Origin of the sequence: Planomicrobium sp. YIM 101495 (assembly GCF_009707665.1) — a bacterium.
GTDB lineage: Bacteria > Bacillota > Bacilli > Bacillales_A > Planococcaceae > Planococcus.
The window spans coordinates 46070-72067 of the sequence record NZ_WLZW01000004.1; the positions used below are offsets into that span (position 1 = coordinate 46070).

At 45.8% G+C, this 25998-nt stretch carries 22 protein-coding genes; 19 read left to right on the forward strand and 3 right to left on the reverse strand.

Annotated elements, in window-relative coordinates:
- Window positions 1–118 precede the first annotated feature (118 nt).
- The 10 genes from GIW82_RS12665 to GIW82_RS12705 all read left to right on the forward strand — a co-directional run bounded on the left by GIW82_RS12665 (window position 119) and on the right by GIW82_RS12705 (window position 13613).
- A complete protein-coding gene (locus GIW82_RS12665; RefSeq protein ID WP_154750314.1) occupies window positions 119–2878 on the forward strand; it encodes a type I restriction endonuclease subunit R in 2760 nt (919 codons plus the stop codon).
- Between the two features lie 257 nt (window positions 2879–3135).
- Window positions 3136–4719, forward strand: coding sequence for a type I restriction-modification system subunit M (locus GIW82_RS12670; protein ID WP_154750315.1), 1584 nt, complete (start codon window positions 3136–3138; stop codon window positions 4717–4719).
- Window positions 4694–5923 carry a restriction endonuclease subunit S gene (locus tag GIW82_RS12675; protein ID WP_154750316.1) on the forward strand — a complete coding sequence of 410 codons (1230 nt, stop codon included), beginning with the start codon at window positions 4694–4696 and terminating at the stop codon, window positions 5921–5923. Before GIW82_RS12670 ends, GIW82_RS12675 begins: the two co-directional genes overlap by 26 nt.
- A 214-nt stretch (window positions 5924–6137) precedes the next feature.
- Window positions 6138–6950: a ComEC/Rec2 family competence protein gene (locus GIW82_RS12680; RefSeq protein WP_195914046.1), complete on the forward strand. Its 813-nt coding sequence runs from the start codon at window positions 6138–6140 to the stop codon at window positions 6948–6950.
- A 52-nt stretch (window positions 6951–7002) separates the two neighbouring features.
- Window positions 7003–8187 carry an SIR2 family protein gene (locus tag GIW82_RS12685; RefSeq protein ID WP_154750318.1) on the forward strand — a complete coding sequence of 395 codons (1185 nt, stop codon included), beginning with the start codon at window positions 7003–7005 and terminating at the stop codon, window positions 8185–8187.
- A 10-nt stretch (window positions 8188–8197) separates the two neighbouring features.
- Window positions 8198–10021: an ATP-binding protein gene (locus tag GIW82_RS12690; RefSeq protein WP_195914047.1), complete on the forward strand. Its 1824-nt coding sequence runs from the start codon at window positions 8198–8200 to the stop codon at window positions 10019–10021.
- 156 nt (window positions 10022–10177) lie between these two features.
- Complete coding sequence (locus tag GIW82_RS12695; RefSeq protein WP_154750320.1) at window positions 10178–11239, forward strand: M42 family metallopeptidase; 1062 nt, start codon at window positions 10178–10180, stop codon at window positions 11237–11239.
- Between the two features lie 272 nt (window positions 11240–11511).
- Complete coding sequence (locus GIW82_RS12700) at window positions 11512–12861, forward strand: PQQ-dependent sugar dehydrogenase (protein ID WP_154750321.1); 1350 nt, start codon at window positions 11512–11514, stop codon at window positions 12859–12861.
- A 57-nt stretch (window positions 12862–12918) separates the two neighbouring features.
- Window positions 12919–13089 carry a hypothetical protein gene (locus GIW82_RS14770; RefSeq protein WP_195914048.1) on the forward strand — a complete coding sequence of 57 codons (171 nt, stop codon included), beginning with the start codon at window positions 12919–12921 and terminating at the stop codon, window positions 13087–13089.
- Between the two features lie 212 nt (window positions 13090–13301).
- Entirely contained in the window at window positions 13302–13613 is a 312-nt protein-coding gene (locus GIW82_RS12705) for a hypothetical protein (protein ID WP_154750322.1), read from the forward strand.
- Between the two features lie 315 nt (window positions 13614–13928).
- Here GIW82_RS12705 and GIW82_RS12710 read toward each other — a convergent pair whose 3' ends face one another.
- The gene (locus GIW82_RS12710; RefSeq protein WP_154750323.1) at window positions 13929–15359 is read right to left on the reverse strand and encodes a sodium:solute symporter family protein; all 1431 of its coding nucleotides are present in this window, start codon (window positions 15357–15359) and stop codon (window positions 13929–13931) included.
- Between the two features lie 129 nt (window positions 15360–15488).
- On the reverse strand, window positions 15489–16070 hold the full coding sequence (locus tag GIW82_RS12715) for a hypothetical protein (protein WP_154750324.1): 582 nt from the start codon (window positions 16068–16070) through the stop codon (window positions 15489–15491).
- 174 nt (window positions 16071–16244) lie between these two features.
- Here GIW82_RS12715 and GIW82_RS12720 point away from each other — a divergent pair, with 174 nt between their 5' ends.
- The 3 genes from GIW82_RS12720 (at window position 16245) to GIW82_RS12730 (ending at window position 18322) form a co-directional block, all read left to right on the forward strand.
- Entirely contained in the window at window positions 16245–17318 is a 1074-nt protein-coding gene (locus GIW82_RS12720) for a right-handed parallel beta-helix repeat-containing protein (RefSeq protein ID WP_230309390.1), read from the forward strand.
- A 312-nt stretch (window positions 17319–17630) separates the two neighbouring features.
- Complete coding sequence (locus GIW82_RS12725) at window positions 17631–17984, forward strand: fluoride efflux transporter FluC (RefSeq protein WP_154750326.1); 354 nt, start codon at window positions 17631–17633, stop codon at window positions 17982–17984.
- Window positions 17981–18322 (forward strand): fluoride efflux transporter FluC, encoded by a 342-nt coding sequence (locus GIW82_RS12730; RefSeq protein WP_154750327.1) that lies wholly within the window; start codon window positions 17981–17983, stop codon window positions 18320–18322. Before GIW82_RS12725 ends, GIW82_RS12730 begins: the two co-directional genes overlap by 4 nt.
- Window positions 18323–18427: 105 nt before the next feature.
- On the opposite strand, the gene GIW82_RS12735 is transcribed toward GIW82_RS12730, so the two are convergent.
- Entirely contained in the window at window positions 18428–19456 is a 1029-nt protein-coding gene (locus GIW82_RS12735) for an AbrB family transcriptional regulator (protein ID WP_154750328.1), read from the reverse strand.
- A 570-nt stretch (window positions 19457–20026) separates the two neighbouring features.
- On the opposite strand from GIW82_RS12735, the gene GIW82_RS12740 reads away from it, so the two are divergent.
- The 6 genes from GIW82_RS12740 (at window position 20027) to GIW82_RS12765 (ending at window position 25828) form a co-directional block, all read left to right on the forward strand.
- Window positions 20027–21286: a S8 family peptidase gene (locus GIW82_RS12740; protein WP_154750329.1), complete on the forward strand. Its 1260-nt coding sequence runs from the start codon at window positions 20027–20029 to the stop codon at window positions 21284–21286.
- An 89-nt stretch (window positions 21287–21375) separates the two neighbouring features.
- Window positions 21376–22605, forward strand: a complete 1230-nt coding sequence (locus GIW82_RS12745; RefSeq protein ID WP_154750330.1) for a helix-turn-helix domain-containing protein — start codon at window positions 21376–21378, stop codon at window positions 22603–22605.
- 6 nt (window positions 22606–22611) lie between these two features.
- Window positions 22612–22776 (forward strand): hypothetical protein, encoded by a 165-nt coding sequence (locus GIW82_RS12750; protein WP_154750331.1) that lies wholly within the window; start codon window positions 22612–22614, stop codon window positions 22774–22776.
- A 231-nt stretch (window positions 22777–23007) separates the two neighbouring features.
- A complete protein-coding gene (locus GIW82_RS12755) occupies window positions 23008–23643 on the forward strand; it encodes a DUF4181 domain-containing protein (RefSeq protein ID WP_154750332.1) in 636 nt (211 codons plus the stop codon).
- 430 nt (window positions 23644–24073) lie between these two features.
- Window positions 24074–24811, forward strand: coding sequence for a YqcI/YcgG family protein (locus tag GIW82_RS12760; RefSeq protein ID WP_154750333.1), 738 nt, complete (start codon window positions 24074–24076; stop codon window positions 24809–24811).
- A 243-nt stretch (window positions 24812–25054) separates the two neighbouring features.
- Window positions 25055–25828 carry an alpha/beta fold hydrolase gene (locus GIW82_RS12765; RefSeq protein ID WP_154750334.1) on the forward strand — a complete coding sequence of 258 codons (774 nt, stop codon included), beginning with the start codon at window positions 25055–25057 and terminating at the stop codon, window positions 25826–25828.
- Window positions 25829–25998 lie beyond the last annotated feature (170 nt).

The following is a 25998-nucleotide window of genomic DNA, read 5'->3' on the forward strand; positions in this document are numbered from 1 at the left end:
AAGTGCCTGGCACCCTCTACTATTCGTAACAAATAACTACCAAATCCCATCGACCATACGCCTCCTTTCGTGGTAAAATTATGGAAACATAGTGGTTGCCATAAGAGGGGGAAGTCATATGGTGTATCAAACAGGAACACAGTCCGAGGCGCAGTTGGAAAAAGAGATGATTGCGCAGCTGGAGAAGCAGGGATTTGAATGCGTGACGATTCCATCCGTCGCTAAACTGCAGGACAATTTCCGCAAAGAAATCAATCGGCTGAATGAAGAGAATCTGAACGGCCGTCCGTTATCTGATAAAGAGTTTGAGCGCTTGCTGCTGAAGATCGAGGGCAAAAGCGTTTTTGAGTCTGCCAAAATTTTGCGCGACAAAGAAATCATTACGCGCGATGATGACAGCACACTGTACCTGCAATTGTTCGATACGAAAAACTACAAAAACAACCGCCTGCAAGTGACGCACCAGACTACGGTCATCGGGCGTTACACGAACCGCTATGATGTGACGCTGCTCGTGAACGGCCTGCCGCTCGTGCAGATCGAGTTGAAGCGGCGCGGCCTGCATTATGCGGAAGGGTTCAACCAAATCATGCGCTACCGGAAAGATTCGTACGGCGGGCTGTACAATTTCCTGCAGATTTTTGTGGTGACGAACGGCGTCGATACGAAATATTTCGCCAACTCCGACCGCGAGCCGATGAAGAGCCTGATGTTCTTCTGGTCGGACGATGCCAACAAACGCATCACGAAGCTCGACGAATTCACGGCGTCGTTCCTGGAACCGGAGATGCTGCAGAACGTCCTGTCCAAATACATGATCATCAACGAAACCGATAAGCATCTCATGGTCATGCGCCCGTACCAGATTTATGCCGTCGAGCGCATTTTGCACCAGGCGATCGAAAAGGAAGAGAACGGCTACGTCTGGCATACGACGGGGAGCGGCAAGACGCTGACGTCGTTCAAAGCGAGCGAATTGCTCGCGCAGCAGGAAGACATCAAGAAAGTGATTTTCCTCGTCGACCGGAAAGACCTCGATTCCCAGACGATGGGGGAGTTCAATAAGTTTAAGCAAGACGCAGTAGATCGCACGACGAAAACTGATGTTCTAGTCGAGCAACTTGCAAATGTGCAGACGAAGCTGATCATCACCACCATCCAGAAAATGGCCAATGCGGTCAAAAACGAAAAATACGAGCATATCATGGCCCTTTATGAAAACGAAAAAGTCGTCTTCGTCATCGACGAATGCCACCGCTCACAGTTCGGGGAAATGAGCCTGCTCATCAAGCGTCATTTCAAGCGGGCGCAGTACATCGGTTTCACTGGCACCCCGCTTTTTGTCGAGAACCGCAGCCAGGACGGGCGCACGACTTCCGACTTGTTCCAGGACTGCCTGCACACGTATTTGATCAAAGATGCCATCCACGACGGCAACGTGCTCGGCTTTTCGGTCGAATACATCCGGACGATCAAGGAAAAAGAAGGCATCGACGACGTCACGAAAGTGCCCGGCATCGACCACGATGAATTGTGGATGGCGGATTCGCGCATTGGGATGATCGCCGAACACATCGCAAGCATCCATCACAATAAAACCCATAATAAGCAGTACACGGGCATGCTGACGGTTGCGAGCATTCCGGCGGCAATCCGCTATTACGACGCTTTCCAAAAGATCGATCACGACCTGAAAATCACGACAATTTTCACATACGGGCAGAACGAGGAAAGCGTCGAGAACGAAGAGCATTCCCGCCATTCGCTCGAGCGTGTCATGAAGGATTTCAATAAGGAATTCGGTACGAATCATACGACCGAGAATTTCTCGTCATTCTCCACTGACGTGCAGAGTAAAGTGAAGTCGGCGCAGATCGACTTGCTCATCGTCGTCGAAATGTTCCTGACCGGCTTTGATGCGAAAAAATTGAGCACACTGTACGTCGACCGGCAGCTCAAGCATCACGGCCTCATCCAGGCGTATTCACGGACAAACCGCGTCGAAGGCCCGAAAAAAATGTATGGCAATATCGTCTGCTACCGCAATCTGAAAGAAGAAACGGATGCGGCGGTCCGCCTGTTTTCACAAACCGGCGATACAGATACGGTCCTCATGAAACCGTACGACCAATACGTGGCCGACTTTAAAGACCAGCTCGACGTGCTGCTCGACATCGCCCTCACGCCGGACGCGGTGGATGAACTCGAAGGCGAAACAAAGCAAAAAGAATTCGTCATCGCCTTCCGCGATTTGACGCGCATCCTGACGAAGCTGAAAACCTTCGTCGAATTCGATTTCAATCCGGACGATCTCGGCATCACCGAGCAGATGTACAAAGACTTCCGCAGCAAATTCCTGCACCTGTACGAAACGAGCGCAAACGAGAAAGAAAAAGTGTCCGTCATCAACGACGTCGACTTCGAAATCGAATTGATGCAGACCGACCGCATCAACGTCGATTATATTCTGGAGCTGCTTCGCAACATCAATTATGAAAACAAAAACGAGCGCGACACGGCCGTGCGCCGCGCCATCAAAGAAGTGAACGAGGCATCGAGCGACGAAATGCGCCTGAAGCGCGAGCTCTTGCTGGAATTCCTGAAAGGTGTGGCGCCGACGCTGTCGAACAGCGACTCGGTTGACCAGAAATACCGCGACTTCGAAGCCGAGCGGCGCAAGCGGGAGATCCAGGCGATGTCCCAGGAACTTCAAGTGGCGGAAGACAAACTCGAATACTTCATGAAAGAATTCGAATTCACCGGTGTCTCGCCCGACCGCGAAATCAACGACTCAATCAAGGCGCCGTTCAAGGAAAAGCGGAAGCGTGTGCAGGCGTTGAAGGATTTCATTTATTCAAATGTGAAGAAGTATTCTTGAAGAAACGCTGCAGACGGACGCTTTCCGCGGGCATGGCCTCAGCCTCCTCGTCGCTTCGCTCCTGCGGAGTCTTCGGCTCATGCTATTCCCGCAGGAGTCGCCGTCTTCCGCTTATTCTTCAAGCATTCTAAATAAGATAGTGAACACTAGCCTCGCGCCCAGGTGACAGACACAATTGTTCCTCAAATTGTGTCTGCCGCGGGGGCGCAATTTTAGAAGTCAATGAAAATTACTATTCATCTTAAAGGAGACACACCATGACAACTTCAGAAAAACAGCGCCAGCAACAGGCTGAGCTGCATAAAAAGCTATGGACGATGGCCAATGATCTGCGCGGCCAGATGGAAGCGTATGATTTCAAGAACTATATACTCGGGTTGATTTTCTACCGCTACTTGTCGGAGAAGACGGAAGCGCGCATTGCGAAATTCCTGGAAGAGGACAACATCTCGTATGAAGATGCGTGGAAAGACGATGAATACCGCGAAGGCTTGGTGGAGGCACTGCTTGAGGAAATCGGCTTCGTCATCGAACCGGACTTCCTGTTCTCTTCGATGATCAAGGAAATTCCGAAAGGCGAGCAAGGGAAATTCGATGTGGAGTTGCTGCATAAGGCGATTAAAGCTGTCGAGGAATCAACGCTCGGTACAGAAAGCCAGCAGGATTTCGAGCACCTTTTCGATGACATGGATCTGACATCCACAAAACTCGGCCGTGATGTGAAATCACGATCGAAACTCATCGCGAAAATCATGATGAGCATCAACGACATCCCGTTCCTTCACGACGATGTCGACATCGACGTGCTCGGCGATGCTTACGAATACTTAATCTCGCAATTCGCTGCCAACGCAGGGAAAAAAGCGGGCGAGTTCTACACGCCGCAGCAAGTGTCCAAAATCTTGGCGAAAATCGTCACACACGAAAAACCGGACTTGAAAAACGTCTATGACCCAACGTGCGGATCGGGATCGCTCATGCTGCGTGTTGCGAAAGAGTCCAACGTCCGACTGTTTTATGGACAGGAACTCACAACAACGACGTTCAACTTGGCGCGCATGAACATGCTGCTGCACGATTTGCGCTATACGGACTTCGACATCCAGAACGACAACACGCTCGAAAACCCAAAACACATCGACATGCGTTTCGACGCGGTCGTCGCCAACCCGCCGTACTCTGCCAAATGGAGTTCGGACGCTAAGTACCTGGACGACGAACGCTTCAGCGATTACGGCAAACTGGCACCGAAATCGAAAGCCGACTTCGCATTCGTCCAGCACATGATCCACCAGCTCGACGACAACGGCACGATGGCAGTCGTCCTGCCGCACGGTGTGCTGTTCCGCGGAGCGGCGGAAGGCGTCATCCGCAAATTCCTGATCGAAGAAAAGAATTATCTTGATGCAGTCATCGGCTTGCCGGCCAACATCTTCTTCGGCACGTCCATCCCGACATGCGTCCTCGTCTTCAAAAAGAACCGCCAGGCAGACGCCGATGTCATCTTCATCGATGCATCGAACGAATTCGAAAAAGGCAAGAACCAGAACAACCTGACCGACGAAAACGTCGACAAAATCGTCGACACATATAAATCCCGCGAAACGATCGATAAGTATTCCTATGCGGCGAGCCTTGATGAAATCAAAGAAAACGACTACAACCTGAACATTCCGCGCTATGTCGATACTTTTGTCGAAGAAGAACCGGTGGATCTGGAGGCGGTGCAGGTGAGGCTGAAGGAGATTGACCAGGAGATCGAGGAAATTGACCGGGAACTTGAGGAGTATTTTAAGGAATTGGGAGTTGGTCTAGATGAACGTACCTCAGTTGAGATTTAGTGGGTTTGAGGGGGAGTGGGAAACCAAGAACCTTAACGAATTTCTAGAATTTAAAAATGGGATTAATGCTGATAAGGATAGCTATGGATATGGAACAAAATTTATTAATGTATTGGATATCCTTAATAACGACTTTATCGATAGTAATAAAATTATTGGCTCTGTAAATGCTTCAGAGCAGCAGCTAAAAACATATTCTGTTACCTATGGAGATATTCTTTTTTTAAGAAGCTCCGAAACACGTGAAGATGTTGGAAAATGTAATGTCTACTTAGATCAGGAAAAGCCGGCCGTGTTTGGCGGCTTTGTTATCCGAGGAAAGAAAATAGCTGAATACGAACCCTTTTTCCTTAAGACGCTCTTAAACAGTTCTTCTGCTAGAAATCAAATTTCCAGTAAATCTGGAGGGAGCACCCGGTATAATGTTAGCCAAAATATACTAAGTGATGTCGCTATTAAAATTCCCAATATAAGCGAGCAGGAAAGAATAGCTTCTTTTGTAATACTGTTGGATAGAAAGATTCAAAAGCAACAAGAGAAAATTGAGAGGCTGGAGCAGTTTAAAAAAGGTATGATGCAGAAGGTTTTCTCGCAGGAGTTGCGGTTTAAGGATGAGGATGGTGGGGAGTTTCCGGAGTGGGAAGAAATACTCTTAAAAAATATATTCAATAAATATAGAGAAACAGTTTTTGTGAAAGATGATAACTATTACGAACAAATAACAATTAGTAAATCCGGAAACATATCTTATAGAGATACAAAGGTAGGATCAGAGATAGGAAGAAAAAGGCAGTTCAGAGTCAATTTAAAAAAATATCCAAACACTTTAACTTTTATTAGACAAGGAGTATTTGATGGCGCCATCGGCTTCATTCCTTCGAAACTGGATGGATCAATCGTAACTGAAAACATGCCTTTGTTAGAACTAAATGATTTATGTAATAAAGAGTTTTTTGAACAGTATTTAAAAACAAGTCTATATTATGAACAAGTGATTTTTCCAATAAAACCTACGGGTTCTGCACAAATAGCTTTACATGAAAAAGATTGGCTAGAGCAAATAGTAACACTTCCTCATATAAATGAACAAAAAAGAATCGCGGACTTTCTATTGAATATCGATCGGAAAGTTGATCGAGAAAAAGAAAAGTTGGTGTTTTTGGAGGAGCAGAAGAGAGGATTTACGCAAAGGATGTTTGTGTAAGTCTTATTGGGATTTAAGATGCAAACATTAGTGCCGTGTCCCTGGGAAGAAACAATTCTAAACGATTTTGACAATACACTACAATTTATACCTTATAAATTTCAGCTCTCGTCACATCAATATTCCGCGTAATATTGATGTGTTTTATTCATCGAAATGAATTGTTCGAGAATTGTGTCGTTCCCTGGGAATCGGAATTTTGAAATCCAAAGGTGTGACGAAGCTGGATGTAGTGGTAGCTACACATCCCGATGCAGATCACATCGGTGGGTTGATTTCTGTCCTAGAGAATTTTGCAGTCGGTAAATTCATAGATTCCGGCAAAGTTCATACAACTGATACTTATTTGGAACTCTTGCAGCTGATTGACACAAAAGACACTGCGTATGAAATCCCGAAAAACGGACAAAAAATTAATTTCGATAATGTCATGGATATTCAAGTTCTTCATGCAAATTCAAAAGCTAGCGATAATAATGATGCCTCTGTTGTTCTTAAGGCAAAGTACGGCAAAGTTAGTTTCCTATTGACTGGTGATGCCGGAGTGGCTCTTGAGAAGAATATAGCTTCAAAGTATGATGTGAAATCCACATATTTGAAAGCAGGACACCATGGATCCAATACTAGCTCCTCTGCAGAATTCATTAATGCAGTTCGGCCAGTGGGAACAGTACTTTCATACGGAAAAGACAATTCATATGGCCACCCGCATGATGAAGTTATCAGCCGACTGAACCAAGTAAAATCTAGTATTTATTCTACGGCCGTAGCTGGCGATATTACCGTAACTACAGATGGAAATTCCCATACTGTTAATACGAAACCATGGGTCGTTAATCCAAAACCTGCACCAACGCCTAACCCGCAGCCAGCACCAAAACCGAATCCGACGCCACCTCCTGCTCCAACACCACCACCAACAGATACTACAGGTGATTTAGATATTATCGCAAAAGATTTACAGGGAGAAGTAGTAACAATTAAAAATATGGGTAAAAATGATGTAGCTATGGAAGGCTGGAGATAAACGACTATAGATTTAAATAGGAAGTGTATATCTATAACATGGAGGTAAAAATATGAGTATTTTTGAGGAAGAAAAAAATTTTTGGGAAGATATCAGTGGAAAAAATGTTAATTTCCTAATAGGATCCGGAGCTAGCTTCCCCTATATCTCTACGCTGCATCTAGGAGATAAAATGCCAACGTTTGAAGAATTAGTAACTTCAAATAAAATAAAGGAAGTAAACAAAAAGATATTATATGCTTATTACTTCGATAAATGGATTTCAGAAATGTTTTTGTCAACAATCGTTGCATCAAAGGAAGAAGTTTATCAAAAGGTTCTTAGAAATTATAAAAGGCTAGTGAGTAATCTACTAGTTTTTCTACAGAGGGAAGGCAATGAAAAACCTAAAAGAGTTAATTTATTCACTACAAATTATGATTTGTTTTTTGAAAGAACGTTTGATGAGATTAATAAAGATGGACCATTCTGTTATTTTAATGACGGCAGTAAAGGTTTTATAGAAAGAGAAATAGGGATTTCAAATTTCCATATGAATGTAAGTCATAGTGGAGTGAATGACAGGTACAAACGAGAAGTACCGACGATAAATTTATTAAAAATTCATGGATCAGTGACTTGGAACCGGAAACAAGGAGAAAAAGATAAAATAATTGTATCCTATCAAGATGAGCAAATTAAAAGATTGAAAGATCAGTTGTCGAGTATTGAGGAATATAGTAGGGCAGAAATAGAAAATATCAATGAGAGGTTGTTAGATAGACTACACGATGAAGAGACAAAAATTAGTATTGAACATATTTGTGAAGAACTAAGTCAACTTAATTTACCTGATGATAAGTTTTCTGACTTTTACGAATTGTATAAGCAAATACCTATTATAAACCCGAACAAGTGGAAATTTAATGAAACAGTATTCGAACAACATTATTATCAATTGCTTCGTTTATTAAGTTATGAATTGGAAAAAATAGGATCTGTATTAATTGTTTTTGGATTTTCTTTCGCAGATGAGCATATTACAGAAATAATTAAAAGATCTATGTCTAATCCGAGTTTAAAAGTATACATAATTTCTTATAATCAAGGTTCAAAGGAAACTATCGAACAAAAGTTAGGATCTTACTCTAACATCACTTTTCTACCTCAACAATTTGTTAAGACTGATGGAAGCAATTTAAACGGAGACTTTGATTTCCTAAATAATTTATTTGAAGGAATAGATTCTTATGAATAACTCCCCATTCGTGGTTGGAAATGTAATTGAGATTGATGGGATGAAAGTTTTAGTCGAAATGAATGAGAATAGCAATGCTCTAACTTATTTCTTTAAGGGTAAGACATATAAAGGAGTAAGTATCGGAGAATACATTGGTATTATGAGAGGACCATACAAAATTATAGGGAAAGTAGAAAAAGAGTATTTGAAAGACATGACAAGAAATATAGAAGAACAAAGATACGATTTAAACAGATATGTAAGGCAAGTTAGTGTTAATATAATCGGAAGCTTTTATTATGACGAATTTAGTTTTGGTATAAAAGCTTTTCCTTTAATTTATAATGAAGTAGTATTGCTAGAGAATGATGAGATAAGTAAAATATTAGGGAATAATGTTAATTACAATTATTTAATCGAATTAGGCGAAACAATTCAAGAAGGAATTAATGTACCAATAGAATGGAATAACCTTTTCAACACCCATATTGGTATTTTCGGAAACACAGGAAGCGGTAAATCTAACACTTTAACTAAATTGTTTTCTGAACTCTTTAAATTAGAGACTAATACTTTCGATATTTTTCGCAAAAGTAGCTTTCTATTCTTAGATTTTAATGGAGAGTATTGTGAGCCGAATGTTTTTTCAGAGAACAAAAGAGTAATAAAATTGGATACTAAAAAGAATATTTCAGAGATATCACCAGATGATAAAATATCTTTAGAACCTACAGCCTTTTGGAATATAGAAACGTTATCAATTTTGTTTTCTGCTACTGAACAAACTCAAAAACCGTTTTTGCAAAAAGCCCTTAACAATAATTTATCTGAAACAGGCGAAATTACTTTGGAGATTTTAGTAGAAAAAATATATTGGGGCTTTGTTAACGTCTTTCAGGCAAATAATAATAAAGATGCCTTAAGGATATTGAAACGAGTTTATAAAAAAATTGGATTGGAAAACGCCCCTTGGGAAAATTTAGCTTGGCACAGCACTAATAATACTTATTATCAGCCATCAACTCAGTTATATATCAATAATTCTCAAGATCAAGTATTATCGAAAGCAGATGAATTAAGAGTATTACTAAACTCTGATGAGGTTAAAGACAATATAAGAAGTCTTTCTTTAATTGAAAAACTAAGCGTAATAGTACATTTACAGTTGATCTACGGATTAAAATATAATCATGTTCAGTATGAACATATAAACCCTTTAATCTCACGCATTGAATCGAGAGCGAAAGATTTGGATAAAGTTTTAACTGTGAATAGTGAGGTTGAAAAATCACCAATTACAGTTATTTCACTAAGGAATTGTAATCAAGATATAAAAAAGATTGTTCCTCTCTTAATCTCTAAACAAAAGTATCAACAGCATAAAGATGATATAGAAAATAATGGCGCGGGTACTTTCCATATAATAATTGATGAAGCGCACAATATACTTTCTGACAAATCAAAGAGAGAGCAAGAGTCCTGGAAAGATTACAGATTAGAAGTATTTGAAGAAATCGTAAAAGAAGGAAGGAAGTTCGGTTTTTACATGACAATAGCTAGTCAAAGACCAGCAGATATTTCTCCGACAATCGTTTCGCAACTTCATAATTTTTTTATTCACAGACTTGTGAATGATAACGATTTAAGGCTAATTGACAATACTATATCTACCTTAGATAAAGTTTCTAAAAATACTATTCCTAATCTGGGACCTGGCCAATGTATTGTTACTGGAACATCATTCAACTTGCCTTTAATTGTTCAAGTTAAAAAGCTTAGAAAAATTTATGCGCCAAGTAGTGAAAATGTAGATTTAATAAAGCTTTGGAAAATCAATGAAGAAAATCAGTAATTCTTAAATAGCGTTTTGGAGAAATAAGAAACTTAATGAGGATTATATTATAAGAGAGTTTACAATCTATGTAATGACTTCATCCTCTTGTATGAAGGAATATTTCTGAGAGATTTAGTATCCATCCTTTAAAAAAGATATAGAAGGACGTGCCCCATGAAAGAACTACTAAAAGACCTAACCGAAATAACCGGCCCATGTGGATTCGAAGAGGAAGTGGCGATTTATATTGCGAATCGGCTAAGAGGATCCGTCGACTCGCTGGAAGTGGATCATGCAGGGAATTTGATTGTAGTGAAGAAGGGCAAGAAGCCGGGGCCGCGGATTTTGGTAGCGGCGCATATGGATGAAGTGGGCTTTATCGTGAAGAAGGTTGAGGCCAATGGACTGCTGCGCTTTGAGAAGCTGGGAGGACATGATGATCGGGTGCTGTTGTCGCAGCGCGTGCAGATCCGGACGGCTGCCGGGCTGCGGACCGGGGTGATCGGGACGATTTCGGCTCATATGATAAAGTATGATGATCCGGCAAAAGTGCGGAAGCATCAGGAGTTGTACATAGATGTCGGCGCTGCGTCGGCGCAGGAAGTGAAGGAGCTGGGCATTGGCATCGGCGACCCGGTTTCGTGGTTCCCGCATTTTGATTTCCTGACGGAGACGCGCGTTGCCGGGAAGAGCTTTGATGACCGGGCGGGTTGCGCGGTTTTGGTGAAGGCGATGGAGGAGTTGGGAGCGGAAGATTTCGACGGCGAGTTCGTCGGGATTTTCACGGTCCAGGAAGAAGTCGGGCTGCGGGGAGCGCGTGTGGCCGGCCAGCAGCTGACGGGGGATGTCGCGCTGGCGCTGGATACGACAGCGGTCAGCGATACACCGGAAGGCATGATGGATAACACATTGGCGCTCGGCGTTGGAACAGGGATCAAAGTGATGGATTTCAGTTTGATCGCGAACAAGAAAGTGAGAGAGCATCTGGTGAGTCTTGCGGAGGAGCATGGCATCAACTACCAGCTGGAGATCTTCCCGGGCATCGGGACCGATGCAGGCGAACTCAGCCTGGCGCATTCCGGAGTCCCGAGCGGCGTCTTGTCCATTCCGTCCCGCAACGCGCATTCGTCCAATGAAGTGATCGACCTGAACGATCTGGAGGCGACGAAAGAATTGCTGAAGGTGTTTGTGCAGAATATGCGTTATGCGAAGGATTATAAGTTTAGGATTGGGTGAATAGCGTCGTGCTTCAAATCGAATACTGCTGCCGCAAAAACCTGAAGACGCCGCCCCTATTCAAAGGAGCGGCGTTCTCTTATATTCAAGAACCATAAAGTAAAAGCAAACCATTACTTATTATCTGATAATTGTGATAGCATTGGTTTCAAAGGGTTTTCATATTTTTAATCAAGATCTGAAAGTCTTCACCAATTTTTGATGCTGAGCTTTGGAGGAATGAACTTCCATTTAGATTCAGTAAAATATTTCAGAAATGGGGAGGAAAAAAGATGACGAAGGTTTCGTGGTCAAGGTTCATGCTCTTTGCGATGCTGATGTTGGTATTGGTTCTGGCGGCCTGCAGCAATGATGATGCTTCGGACGACGCAGCAATCGAGCCCCCTGCAACGGAAGAAAGTGCCGGCGATTCGGAGGAAGAATCGACGGATGAGTCGGATGCGGGGACAGAGGAAAGTACTGATGAAGGTGCTGAGGAAAATGAACCTGCAGAGACCGAACCGAAAGTGACGGAGTTCGAGCCGGCATTTGCGGAACAGACGAGAGCGCCTGCAGTCGTGACGGAGACAGAATTGAATGTGGAGGTTGTGGCGGAAGGTCTTGATGTGTCGTGGGGGATGGCGGAGTTTGAGCCGAACCGCTTGCTTGTGACGCAACGGGATACAGCGGAACTTCTCATCGTCAATCTTGATGAGTTCGCTGTGTCAGAACCGATCGCAGGGACGCCTGAAGTGAATAACAGTGGTCAGGGCGGGTTGCTGGATGTCACCATTGCGCCTGATTTTGAAGAGTCAAGGATGGTGTTCCTAACGTTTTCTCAGGATGTTGAAGGAGGAACGGTGACTGCTGTCGGGAAAGGAGCTTTGTCGGAAGATGAGACTTCACTTGAAGGGTTCGAGGTGATTTTCCAGGCGACACCGGCATATGACGGCGACTTGCATTACGGGGGGCGTATCATCTTTGATGAAGAGGGCAATCTGTTCCTGACGACTGGTGAGCGTTCGGACGATCCGATCCGGGAACGTGCGCAGGATTTGGATGCCTACCTCGGCAAAGTGATTCACATCACGCAGGACGGGGAAGCGGTGGAGACGAATCCGTTTATCGATGATGAAGAAGCGCTGGATGGCATTTACAGCTACGGGCACCGGAATATTCAAGGTATAGACTACCACCCTGAAACAGGCGACTTGTGGATTGTTGAATTCGGTCCGCAGGCTGGGGATGAACTGAATATCATTGAACCAGGCAATAACTATGGCTGGCCGGTCGTTTCTTATGGGATCGAGTACACTGGTGAATTGATCAATGATGGGATTTCAGAACACGAAGCGCAGGGCTTTGTGGAACCGAGATATTACTGGGATCCGACAAGTGCGCCGAGCGGCATGTCCTTCTATGACAACGACGCAATTCCTGAATGGGAAAACAATCTGTTCATCGGCGGCTTGGTGTCGAGCTACATCGCGCGTGTCGTGATTGAAGATGACACCATCGTCGGGGAAGAACGCCTGTTGACGGATGAAGGCGAGCGTTTCCGCGATATTCTTGTAACTCAGGACGGCGCGCTTATTGCGATTACAGATGGTGGGAAGGTTTATAAGGTTTCTGCAGCGGAGTAAGACGGGTTTCAGAGGGTATACTCTTTGCGAGAGATAGTTTAAGGAGGGGACGTTTTCATGAGCCAACTTTTTGACACGTTAAAAGAAAAAATCCGCAATGCTGACATGGGGGAAGCGAAGGAAATCATCACTCAGGTCAAGCGGGCATATGACGACGGCAAGATTGACGAAAATGAAAAGAACGAATTGATGGACCTGGCAAAATCCAAACTCGGCGGCTTGTTCTAGGAGCCGGACGGAAATAAGTTTCGGCATCCTTGTGGAAGGGGGCCGAAGCTTTTTTGTTGTTGAGCGATTAAGATAGGCGCGTATAAATTAAATCAGCTCAGCTAGATTGTTGTTTTGGAGCTGAAAATTATACTTTTTTGATCTTTTGGCTGGTAATAGAACGTTTGTTCTGTTATAGTAAAAGCATACCATTATGGAAGAGGTGTATGTAGATGGTGCTTGCGATCAAAGAAGTGAACGGCTATGAAAGAGGAAAAAAATATACGGAAGAGCTTGAGTTTTCGTCCTGCTTTAAAACCGATGAACATCGGATCGTCGCGTTGACTGACACGGCCGGGAATGTTTTCTACTGGACGACGACAGTGGATTCGCCTGAATACCGGAGCTTCCGCAGAAAAGCCACTTATACATTCAAGGTCAGTTATATTTCCACCATATCCGGCCCTTCCAAACCTAAGGTCGTTATAGCGGAATTGAAAAGTACGGCAGCTGAGAACAGTATGTATGCCAATTGGGCAATTTAGCTTAATATATAGATGCAAAAAGAACCTTGAGGTGCTCAAGGTTCTTTTTTGATGCTATGTGAATGGCGGGATTCGATAGTGGGAGCAAAAAGGCGGAATCGCTGATAAACGGTTGAAAATCGCTGATAACTCTCAAAAAACCGCTGATAAACTAGCGAAAACCGCTGATAAACTCTTAAAAATCGCTGATAAACGCCGAAAAATCGCTGATAAACCATCCAGATAAAGAGCAGAGAAGCTGCCGTGCCTTTTTGCGTGAGCTAGAGGGCATGGCTTTTCGTGATGGAGAGAGCCTTTAAGGCGCATAACTCGTTTTTAGTTCATTTCACCGGCAAGTTTTGCATTCGGATCCTTCGGCAAAACCAGCGATATGACAACCGTCAATACAACGGAAGCGAGAACGCCCCACAGAATGCCGAATGCCAATGACACGACGGAGCCGGAGATGATGCCGATGCGGCCGCCCCAGACGGAGACGCGGCTGTTTCTTGTGCCCATTTCAAACGAAGCGCTGCGCTTTTCTTTCCAGAGCAATCCGACGATCAATACCGGGATGACGCCGCCGCCTGTCATCGAATAGGCGAGGGAGAACAGGCCGATGATCGAATCGGACAGGAGTGCTGCGGCGATGGAGAAGATGCCGACGAGTGCGACGGAGTAACGCGTCAATCTGACGTAGTAGGCGTCTGATTTCTTTTTCATGTTCGGGATGATCAGGTCGTTCACGATGACGACTGATGCGGAATGAAGCAGGGATGATGCGCTCGAGATGGCCGCCATGAAAATTAGAGTGAAGAATGCGAGTGCTGCGACCATTGTCATTTCTTCGAGAATCAGCCAGGAGATGGCGTTGTTCGGATCGAGGTCCGGATTTTTCGTTTTGACGACCATTCCGCTGATTGTCGCCATGATGGTGAAGATGATTGCGATGATGCCACTGTAGAGCATCGCCCGGCTCGCTGTTTTCGGACTGTCAGCCGCAAAACAGCGCTGCCAGTACATTTGGGCCGCAAGTACGCCGAATGTGCCTGTTACGAAAAGCGTGAGCACTTCCATGATGGAGAGGTTGAATTCCATCAGTCCCGATGCGCCGACGTCAGCGAGTCCTGTCTGCAAAGTGGAGAGGCTGAAGTCGATTTCACTGAACACCTGGAAATAAAACCAGATGGCCAATCCGACAAGAAGCACGCCCTGGATGAGATCCGTCCAGACGACTGAATAAATGCCGCCGATTGTCGTGTAGACGATAAATACGAGTGAAAAAATGATGATCATCATTAGCGGGTCAGCCCCGGTGAAAGTGGCAAACAGCGCTCCGAGCCCCATCGCCTGTCCGCTCACCCACGCAAGCATGATAGAGGAGGTCAGAACGGCGATCAATGTTCTTGAAATCCGGTCCCGCAGGATGAGATCGTTCATCAATTCCGCCAGCGTATGATAGGTGAACCGCGCTGCGAAACCTGCGAACACGAGCGCAAACAGCACTTTGGCTCCTTGCTCGCCGATGACGAACGGAATGTTCGCGAAGCCGATCTTATACCCTTCAGCGGAGTGTCCGATGAAATTGCCGACTCCCATGATCGTCGCAATGTCCGTAAATAAGATCAGGAAAAAAGGCAATGTGCCGCCGGCGATGGCATAATGCGTAAAGCTGATGCCCGCTTTTTTTCTGAACTTCAGCGACATGGCGATAAAGAAGAGGCATGCTGTAATCATCACCGTCCACGTCCAAAATGTCAGTCCCATTCAATTCCTCCTTTTTTTCAGAATAGTCTTTTTAATAATAACAAAGAAATCCCTGGATTAAAAATAACGTTTCCTGAACAGTGCATCTGCATTTCTCCAAAATAAAAACGACCCCAAAAGGAGTCGCCCTCAATTATTCTCACTTTTAATCCTCCGCACCGCTTTTATAATGGTCGCCTTCGGAATGTCAGGATATTTCTGTTTGATCTGGTCGATGCAGGTGATCAGATTTTCTTTTTGGAGTAGCGAACTGATTTCGTATTCGATCGTTGCGGGCAAGCTATTGTCGATTGCATTGTCAGCGGCCTGTTCACCGTCTTTGGTTTGCAGGTGGTGGACCAGGAAAATCAATGAAGTATGCAGGAAAACGATCAGGACTTTTGTGGCGAGCGGCAGATTCACGGCCTGGAAGAACGAATCGAGCAGGCTGATGACGATGAAACTGCCTGCCAAGTCGAAAATAGCAGAGATGAAAGGGCTGCTGATTTTGAAGGAACTGAAGTCATCCGCGACTTTCAGCAAGCTTTCGATGACGATATTCAGCAACAGGTCGGCCACATAGAAAACGAAGAGAAACCCGATTAAATAGAGCAATGCAGAATACGACCCGCCAATGAAATAAATGATGAACAGGTCGATCAGGATCATCGGGAGGAGCAGGATGCTGAAAATAAGAAGAATCGGGAATAAAGAAAATAGCTGTTTAACCATGAGGGTCTCCAATCTTACTATGTATTTCATCTTTCTTCGCATTTGCGGAAGGATCTCCGCAAACTTTATATTATGGATTTTACTACAAAACTGGTGGCAGGATAGACGATTTTACAAAACACCCAAATTTTTGTTAGTTCCCGTTTAACGGTACCAATGACGAAGGAGGACATCATGAAAAAAACGGCAGCGATCTTTCTTGCAATCATCGTTATCCTGATTCTTTTATTCATAGGCAGCAATGCTGAACAGCAGCGGCATCTTTACGTGTCCCCGGATGGCAGCGACGGACAGGATGGATCTTTGGGGAATCCGCTGCGGACGTTGCAGGAGGCGGCCTCCAGGGCAGCGGCGGGAACGATCGTCCATGTGCGCGGAGGGGTTTATGAAGAAGGACTGGTTGTGCAGCACAGCGGGACGGAGTCGGAACCGGTCGTTTTCCGGGCGTATGAAGGCGAAGAAGTAGTACTCAGCGGAGCGGATTTTGAAAGCCGGGAAGGCGATACCGCACTCGTTGCGATAGAGGACCAGAATTACGTGGAGATCCGCGGGTTCACGCTGCAGGATTTAACGACCGAGCTGGCGGATGAAACGGTGATGGGAATCTTCGTGAGCGGCTCCAGCAGCCATATCGTTTTGGGAGGAAACAGGGTGCGTCGGATCGGGACGCAGTCGGCTGAAGGGAATGCCCACGGGATTGCGGTTTACGGGACGGGTGCGATGACGGATATTACCGTTATTGACAATGTCATCGAAGACCTCACACTGGGCGCGAGTGAAGCGCTTGTGCTGAACGGGAACATCGACGGCTTCGAAATTACGGATAACGTCGTGCGCCGGTGCGATAATATCGGCATCGACCTGATCGGCCATGAAGGCGTTTCGCCGGAAATGGATTATGTGCGGAACGGCATCGTTTCCGGCAATGAAGTGTATGAGATCTCCTCTTTCGGCAATCCGGCGTACGGGAATGACTACAGTGCCGGCGGGATTTATGTGGATGGCGGCAAGGACATCCGGATTGAAAACAATGAGGTCCACCACAACGATATCGGAATTGAGGCAAGCTCGGAGCATGCAGGGGAGTTTGCGGAGCGGATTGAGATTGTCGGCAATGCCGTTTATGAAAACATTTATACAGGGATCGCGATCGGTGTGAAAAGCGCCCCTGTGACAAACGCAATTCAGATTATTAACTACAATTGCATGTCGATAAATACACAGTCAGTAGAATCAATGGTTTCGTGATTGTGTACCGGAATATTTATCAAGGAAGTTAAGTTTTCATAATTGTCTTGTTCACAGGGACGAACTGGGGACTGCTGGAAGTAAGAAAGCGTGCCAGGGTGAAAAGCGATAGCAAACCGCCCCTATTATGAAAAAATTTGCATGGGAAGCTGGTATGTGTTGAGAGAAGCGATTTCTGCAACGTGAAGTGCGATATGTCACATATTTCACATACTCTCTGTCCGTCTGGAGAGATTTCTTCCGTGCTCTTGAAATTCGCCTTCTTTTCTCCAACTTGTATATACTTAAAAGAAAACATTGCGAGGCGGTTTGATGAGGAAGGTTTTTGCAGTAGGATTTGGAGGCATAATCGGGACGCTGCTGCGGGCCGGGATTTTTGAGCTGGCTTCTTCGAATGGCGGTTTGTGGCTGGTCAATTTGATTGGCAGTTTCATCATTGGTTTTGCGTCCGTGCGTTTTCAAAAGATGCCTTTAGAGGTCCGCTTGTTTTTCTCGACAGGGCTGATCGGTTCGTTCACAACCTTTTCCGCATTTTCTGTTGAGTGGTTTCGGATGTTGGAGCTTGATTTCTTAACGGCCGTTATTTTCGCTGTTTCCATGACATTTTGTTCGGTTCTATGTGCAGCTGCCGGGGGCGGGATCAGCAAAAAGTCGGTGACCCGATGATCGCCATTGCAATTGGCGGTTTCTTTGGCGCTATTGCCCGCTATGGGTTTTATGTATTAGCAGAAAGCCGCTCCAAACACCCGAAATGGGCGACGTGGTTCGTCAATAGTGCAGGGTCGTTCTTAATCGGCTGGCTGATCGGAAGCGGCAATCAGCCAAGTTTTTGGCTGATTGGTTTTCTCGGGGCTTTCACTACTTTTTCCACAATGGCGCTCGATGCAGTGAAAGATTTTGAAGAAGGCAAATGGCTGCAAGGCGCTTCTTACTTAGCCGGTACCTTGATTTGCGGGATTGTGTTGTTCGGTGTTGCGTTCCGATTGTCGTCCGTGTTTTTTTAAAGTGTCGCGTCCCTGGGAAGGAAGGAAGGACCGCAAAAAGACCCCGCAAGTCCAAACCTCAAAACCCCGACTTGCCCTAAATGAGCAAGTCTTTTTTATATCCGCTCAATTGAGCAGAGCTTCCTTCTTCCCTCGCCACCGGTAAAACAGTTTCAACAGCGGCATAACCAGAGTAAAGATGAACAGCAGCCTGAACGTCTGGAACATGGAGACGAACGAAACGTCGGCGTTGATGTCTTCGGCGAGTAGGACCATTTGATCGAGGCCACCTGGCGCGGTGCTCAGGAAGCTGGTCGCGAACGAAGTGTCCATGGCGAACGACATGATGAAGCTTGAGCCGAATGTCAGGATGATGAGTGCGAGTGCGCTTGCGATGCCGGCGATCAGGACGCGCAAAGGAAGCTTGACCATATGCGGTTTGAGCATGAGACCGATATGAGCGCCGATCAAGAGTTGTGCCGTAATCATGAAGATGCCGGGCACTTCTGGCATTGCAAGCGGTGTGGTCAGCTGCAAGGTAATCAGCAAGATGATAGGCGCGATGAAAAACGCCACAGGCATGCGAATGCGTTTGGCCGCGTAGCCACACACCCAGGCTGCCCCCGTCAGCAAGACAAGGCTGACGGTCAAGTTCGCGTCGCTCGGCGCACTGCCCATCGTTTGGCCCGCCACAATAAATGGGACCAATACGACGACGAGCAGGAGGCGAATCACTTGCAAGTAGGTGATAATCCCGATTTCTTTGATGTTCTCTTCTTCGGCAAAGATGAGGATTTGGCCGAGGCCACCCGGAATCGAACCGAGGAGGGCAGCTTTCATCGGGATTTTCGCCCATTTGTTCGCGCAGAAGGCGATGCCGATCGAGCCACCGATCAAAATGAGGTTCAGTGTGAGCATGTAAAATAACAGGGAGCCGAGCATGCCGAACAATTCGATGTTGAACTGCACACCGATCATCGTGGCGACCATGACGATGCCGATGTCACGCAGTTTGCCGGACCATCTAAGCGGCCCTTTGTAGACGAACTGGACCAGCATCACGAAGACGATGGGTCCGAGCATCCACGGAATCGAGATGTGCAGTCGGCTGAACAAGAAGCCGCCGATCAACGACAGCACCAGCACTTTTAACATGGCTTTCAACTCCAACACCCCGTTCGTTCAAACTGTCTGTATGAATCGCATGTCCAGGACATCCGATTCCTTCGTTTCTTTACTATAACACTACCTGCTATTTTCGGTGCCCACTGCAAGTTGCGGTGCTCGAATGAGGAGGTGAAGTGGAGGAATCGCTGATAAAAATCCACAACCCTCTCGCATTCCACTATGATTGCGGCCCTGCATAAAAACGATTCCGACAATCCACGACAATTCATCTCCCATCCACACCATGCTCACTGCAAGAATAACCAGAAGCATGGCTTTTTATTCATTCCTGTAATTGTGTGCGAGATATATTCAACACAGGAAAAGTCTAAGGATTCAATTTCGTTTTTCTTCTTAAAAATATTTCACTCAAGTAAGCACTTAGACCTGCTACGAAGTCCTGGACTCAATAAACTTCTCGAATTCGACAAGTTTTTTTCCCAATTACAGAAATGTTGAAGGTCTGTTACGTTTAATACATGGCAGGGGCAGAGCGGGACGCCGCGGGGCCAAACGTATTGTCATAAAAAAAACTATGAGTAGAAGGAGTTTGATTGAATGAAGAAATCAGGAAAGATTTTCACGACCGCCATGCTGGCGATCACACTGATGATTCCAGCTATGGGAGTAAGCGCTGATAACGGCGACTCAGCAAGTGCCAACGAAAAATTCCGGGTACTGGTTGACTCAGCCAATCAGAATAGCCTGAGCAATGTAAAGCAGCAATACGATGTACAGTGGGACTTCAAAGATGAAGGATTCACGACTGAGATGAACGAGAAACAATTCAATGCGCTGCAAAAGAACAAAAATATAAAGGTCGAGAAGGTGCCGGAACTGTCTATCGAGACGACATCGGCGAAACCGGAAGCGACTTACAGCACAATGGCAGCTTCCCAGTCCACTCCATGGGGAATCAAAGCAATTTATAATAATTCAAACCTTACCCGCACGAGCGGCGGCGCAGGCATCAACATTGCCGTGCTTGATACGGGCGTCAACATCAACCACCCGGATCTGCGGGGCAATGTCGAGCAATGTAAAGACTTCACAATCGGCACAACATTTACGAACAATAGCTGTACAGACCGTCAAGGCCACGGGACACACGTCGCTGGCTCAGCGTTAGCTAATGGCGGTTCGGGCAACGGCGTTTACGGTGTCGCACCGGATGCGGATCTGTGGGCGTATAAAGTGCTTGGCGACAATGGCAGGGGCTACGCGGATGATATTGCAGCAGCAATCCGCCACGCAGCTGACCAGGCGACAGCTCTCAGAACAAAAGTGGTCATTAACATGTCCCTCGGTTCTTCAGGGGAAAGCAGCCTGATCACAAATGCGGTGAACTATGCTTACAATAAAGGCGTACTTGTCATTGCAGCTGCAGGCAACGAAGGTCCATACGAAGGGTCGATCGGCTACCCGGGTGCTTTGGTCAATGCGGTAGCAGTAGCAGCGCTTGAGAACCGTGTGCAAAACGGCACGTTGCGTGTTGCGGATTTCTCATCGCGTGGATATAGCCGCACAGATGGTGATTACGCGATTCAAAAAGGAGATGTAGAAATTTCAGCTCCTGGCGCATCGATTTACTCCACATGGTACAACGGTGGCTACTCGACAATCAGCGGCACATCGATGGCATCACCACACGCTGCAGGGTTAGCGGCGAAAATCTGGGCACAGTATCCAAGCGCGTCGAACGTTGATGTGCGCGGCGAATTGCAATACCGTGCTTACCAAAATGATATCTTGGGCGGTTCAGGAGCAGGCTACGGCGACGACTATGCTTCAGGCTTCGGATTCGCGACAGTACAGTAAGTAGAATCGCACAACAACAGCTCCGGCAATGCGCCGGAGCTGTTTTTCTATGGTATTATTCAATTACTAAACGAAAAAAGGGTGAGACGATGAATATCGGTTCTGTTATCAAGTATTACCGGTCCAAAAATAAGTTGACGCAATCCCAGCTGGCCGATGGTATCTGTTCCATTTCTCATCTCAGCAAAATCGAGTCCAATACATATACACCGCATGAGTCGACCATTGAAGCGCTGCTTTTGAAGATGGGGGTCCAGTGGAAAAAAGAAGTTGCGAAAAGAAATCAGCTGGAACAGAAATTGAACGATTTTATTGCCTGCGCACTCCACTACGATCTGGAACAAATGAAAGAACGTTATCAGGAGCTCGAGTTGGACGACGGATACATTCAGTCGACAGATCTGGTGAACCAGTATGAACTGTATAAATTCCGCTATTATTTGCACGTAGATGACCAAAGCCTTGCGGAGCGGCAAAAAGAGATGCTGCAACGCCTGAAGAATTCCTTTTCTGAAGCGGAATCCTGGATGCATCATCTTTTTCTTTCCCAGTATTATGCAAAAGGCGACAACAAGGAACGTGCCATGGAATATGCCGACCTGCTCGAAAGTGGCATCCGCAGCATTCCACAAAAGTTCGAAGGGGAGCTGTACTACCAGAAAGCGCGGCTGCTGGTCATGCACGAGCAGTACGAACTATCTGCCCATTACACGGAACGCGCCGTGCAATATTTCCGGCTCAATTACAATTACATCCGGCTGCTCCATGCCCAGTTGCTGCTGGCGATCAATTACACGCGGCGCAACCTGCTCATGCAGGCAACAGGCATTTTTGAAGTGCTGAAGCGCAATTCGAGGCTGACGGATCAAAAAGATTTATACAATCAAACCTTGTATAATTTCGCCGAATTATTAATAATGCGCGAGGAACATCACCAGGCATACAGCTTTCTGACGGAGTTGCACGGCACGTTGCCGAAAGACACCTACTTCTACAAGGCAGTGCTTGTCAGCCTCATTGAAACAGCTGTCGAAATCGGAGCGGACGCTTGGAGCTATGTGCAGGAATTGCGGGAGTTGTCCGCAGACAGCCAGGACGAATACTTCCTTTTGTATTTGAATTATTTCGAAAAACAAAATTTTTCCCAACCGGACCTTTTGGCTTATTCTGAAGATAAAATGTTCCCATTCTTCAGAAAAAATGGTTACATAAGAGAAAGTAAGAAAATTGCTTTGGAACTTTCCCGGCATTTCCAGCAAGAAAAGCAATGGGAGAAAGCGATGTACTACCAATCCTATTACGATAGAAATGGAGGATGAGACACGATGAAAAAAGGCAAATTGATGGTGATTGCAGCACTCACTGCAATCCTGATAGGAGCTGGGGCTTGGTCTCCGGTGACCGGACAGGCAGATGTTTCAGATACAGTCGTCGCAAAAGGCGATATGAAGAAAATCTTATTTCCGCCTACCATCTTACCTCCAGTTTAAACAGCGGGGCCTACTTAGCTTAAGTTTAACGGTTACAAGCGCCTATCATTTGATCGGTGCTTTTTTAATGTCAACCGTTAATAAACTAATAGAACTCCTAGTGAATATGAGTGTATAATAGAAGAAATACAACTTTTAAAAAGACGGAATATTCATTTTAATAATGTAGTGAGTAAGCCCTTTTTTAGAGTAGCAGTCCGAAAGATCAAATCGAGAGAGGAGGTCAGCAAAATGTGGTTCAAGCTGTTGCTATTCTGGCTTATTGTATTCTCGGTGAACGCCACTCTAAAATTCGTGCTCAAGAAGTGGTTGAAGGTTGAGCCGAGGAAGAAGGAATTATTTTCTTCTAATCACCTAAATGAAACGCACCGGAAAGTGGATTGGTTCGTGCGGGGGGCTTCACTAATTACAGGACTCGCAACGACGTATCTCGTCATCCTAGAAGATTATGCGATCACGTACTTCGTCATCTGGGGGATTTTCTTTGTGATAGTGGATTATTCAGTCCGGGCGTATTTCGAGTGGAAAGCTTCAGCGTACCCGAAGCATTCCATTTTCACATTGAGTGAGATGGTCGTTTGGCTTGGTGCGATTGCGCTGCTCATCCAATCGAGTTCGTTCTTTTTTGGAATCATTGAAGGCGTCGTGACGGAAAAAGCTGAGACCAGTTTCACGGTGGAAGTGACGTCAAATAGACTCTGGAGCGGTTCGTCTGTCGAAGAAGTGCATTTAACAGACGCCACGATTTTCAAAGGGAACGTGACGACATACGAAGAGCTGGAGGAAGGGGACATGGTGAGTGTTATGCCGTTCGATCTGCCAGCGGAATTTTCGTATTCCCTTGCTTCGGAAGTGACTGTGGAATGAAGCAAGAAAGGAAAATCGCATGGAGAAATTTACACGTAGTATAAAGTGAATTCCTAGAAAGCCCGATTCAGCTGGAATCTTCCAACTGAATCGGGCTTTCTTGGTTAAACAGTAATTTTCGATTTTCGCACAGTGAAATCGGTTTCAGGGTAAATTGCATCCCGGGGAAAGAAGCAATTCTAAACGATTTTGATAATACACGACAATTTATACTTTATACATGACCGCATATGCTGCATCAAGGGTTCGGATGTGGTTTATCCTTTTTATTCATTGGTATAAATTGTTTGGGAGTGGTGCCGTTCCCTGGGAAGTAGAAGTAGCTGGCTCATCCTCGCGGGTGTTTTTTTCGGTTCTTTTCGAATGTGTTTAGAATTGCCCATTCAAGGAAATAAGAGGAAGGGGTTACTAACGCATCGGAGGGAACATAATGAAAACAGCCTATAAAGCTTTATTGACGAAAGAAGATTTTGAAACACGTACAGACTTGCCGGAATGGTTGGTGAATGAGTACCAGACGTTCCATGAGACCGTGACCGATAAAACATTTCCGTGCTATTTCGGGATGAGCGGGGAATTGAAAGGCGAATTAAGATATGCATACATAAGCCGGGACGACTGGTCTTCCTTGCCTGCCGCAGTGGAAGAGTTCCTGTCCTTGTTCAATAATCCAAAACATAAGCGGCACGGACTTTTCGTTTTCGTGGAACCGTTCGAAATGGAAGGCAGCCTCGAGCAGTACCGTGATGAGTTTTGGGCGATCCTGCAATATCTGCATCAGATGGATGATACGGAATGGCCGGCTGACAAACCGAAAGATCCGGACCATTACTTGTGGGATTTCGTGTTCAAAGGCGAGCCGATTTTCATTTTCGGGAACGCCCCGGCCTACAAACAACGCAAGACGCGTGATCTTGGCAATGCCATGGTCCTTGGTTTTCAGCCGCGCCGTATTTTCGAAGGCTTGACCGGGACTGAAAAAGGCGGCATCATGTCACGTGAAAAAGTGCGCCAACGTGTGGAGAAATGGGACCAGCTCCCGACGCATCCGGATATTAGCCATTTCGGCGATCCGGATCATAACGAATGGAAGCAATTCTTCATCGGCGACGACAGCGAACCTATTCAAGGGAAGTGCCCGTTCTCGCATAAGACGACACAATCATAAAGAAGGAACTTTAATTCGTCGTATGAATTGATGGACTTACATGGGAAGTGCACGCAATGGTTCTTTAAGTATGCGGCGCTCGAATCTCTCCCTTTGCGGACAACTCTCTTCTTCACCGCAGAGAAATGTGAAAAGCCATGCCTTCTAACATTAAAGAATAACCCGCGTATACCTGCGGGTTATTTATTTTCCGGTAAAGTCGGGTATAGGGTGTTATCAAGACGTAATCAAAGGAGAATCGGTATGCCATTCTATGATAATGAAGGAGTTCGATTGTTTTACGAAGAGATCGGCGAGGGCAGGCCGCTCCTGCTCTTGCATGGATTGACCAGCAATCACCAGATGTTTTACCGGGAGATCGGCTATTTCCAGGACAAGTTCCGGGTCATCGCTTTGGATTCGCGCGGCCACGGCGAATCCGACCGGCCGGATGAATTCACTTTGGACGATCATATCGCCGATGCGATCGCTTTATTGGATCACCTCAAACTGAGTTCCGTCTATGTGTTGGGCATTTCAATGGGAAGTTATATCGCCCAGGGCCTTGCCATCAGACAACCCGAACGAGTGGAAAAACTGATCCTTGCAGCTACCAAATCATTTGGCGAGCAATCGTCAATGGCTGAGATGTTCGACCGTTACGAAGAACAGCTTGAAGGAATGAGCATTGCAGAGAAATTGGCGATCTCTTCCCAATTGATTTTCCATGACCAGAAATCTGTCAATGACTGGCAGAAGTGGATTGCGAATAACAGCCGCATGTTGAACGCCGATGAACAGGCTGCGGCTTCTGCAGCGTTGCGGGATTTCGATTTCCGGGATAAGTTGAAGCGGATTACAGCGGAAACGCTTGTCATCAGCGGCAAGCATGATAGATTGAATCCGCCGGAAAAGGGTCGGGAAACAGCGGTCCTGATTCCGGATGCCGATTATATGGAATTTCAGGATTCCGGCCATGCCCCGAATGTCGAGCAGGACCGCCTGTTTCTCGGAGTGGTCGAAAAGTTTCTCGGATAGCTAAAAAGCGCACTGGCGTAAAAAAACGAACGATACTGACAACACACGACAGTTTAGATGAATGTACCGTTCGCGAGGACATGAAACTTTAATTCTCAATTCATCTATGGCCACACCAAATGGATCGGCAGTTGATCTCGGGGTCTGGCACTTTAAATAAACACGTACTC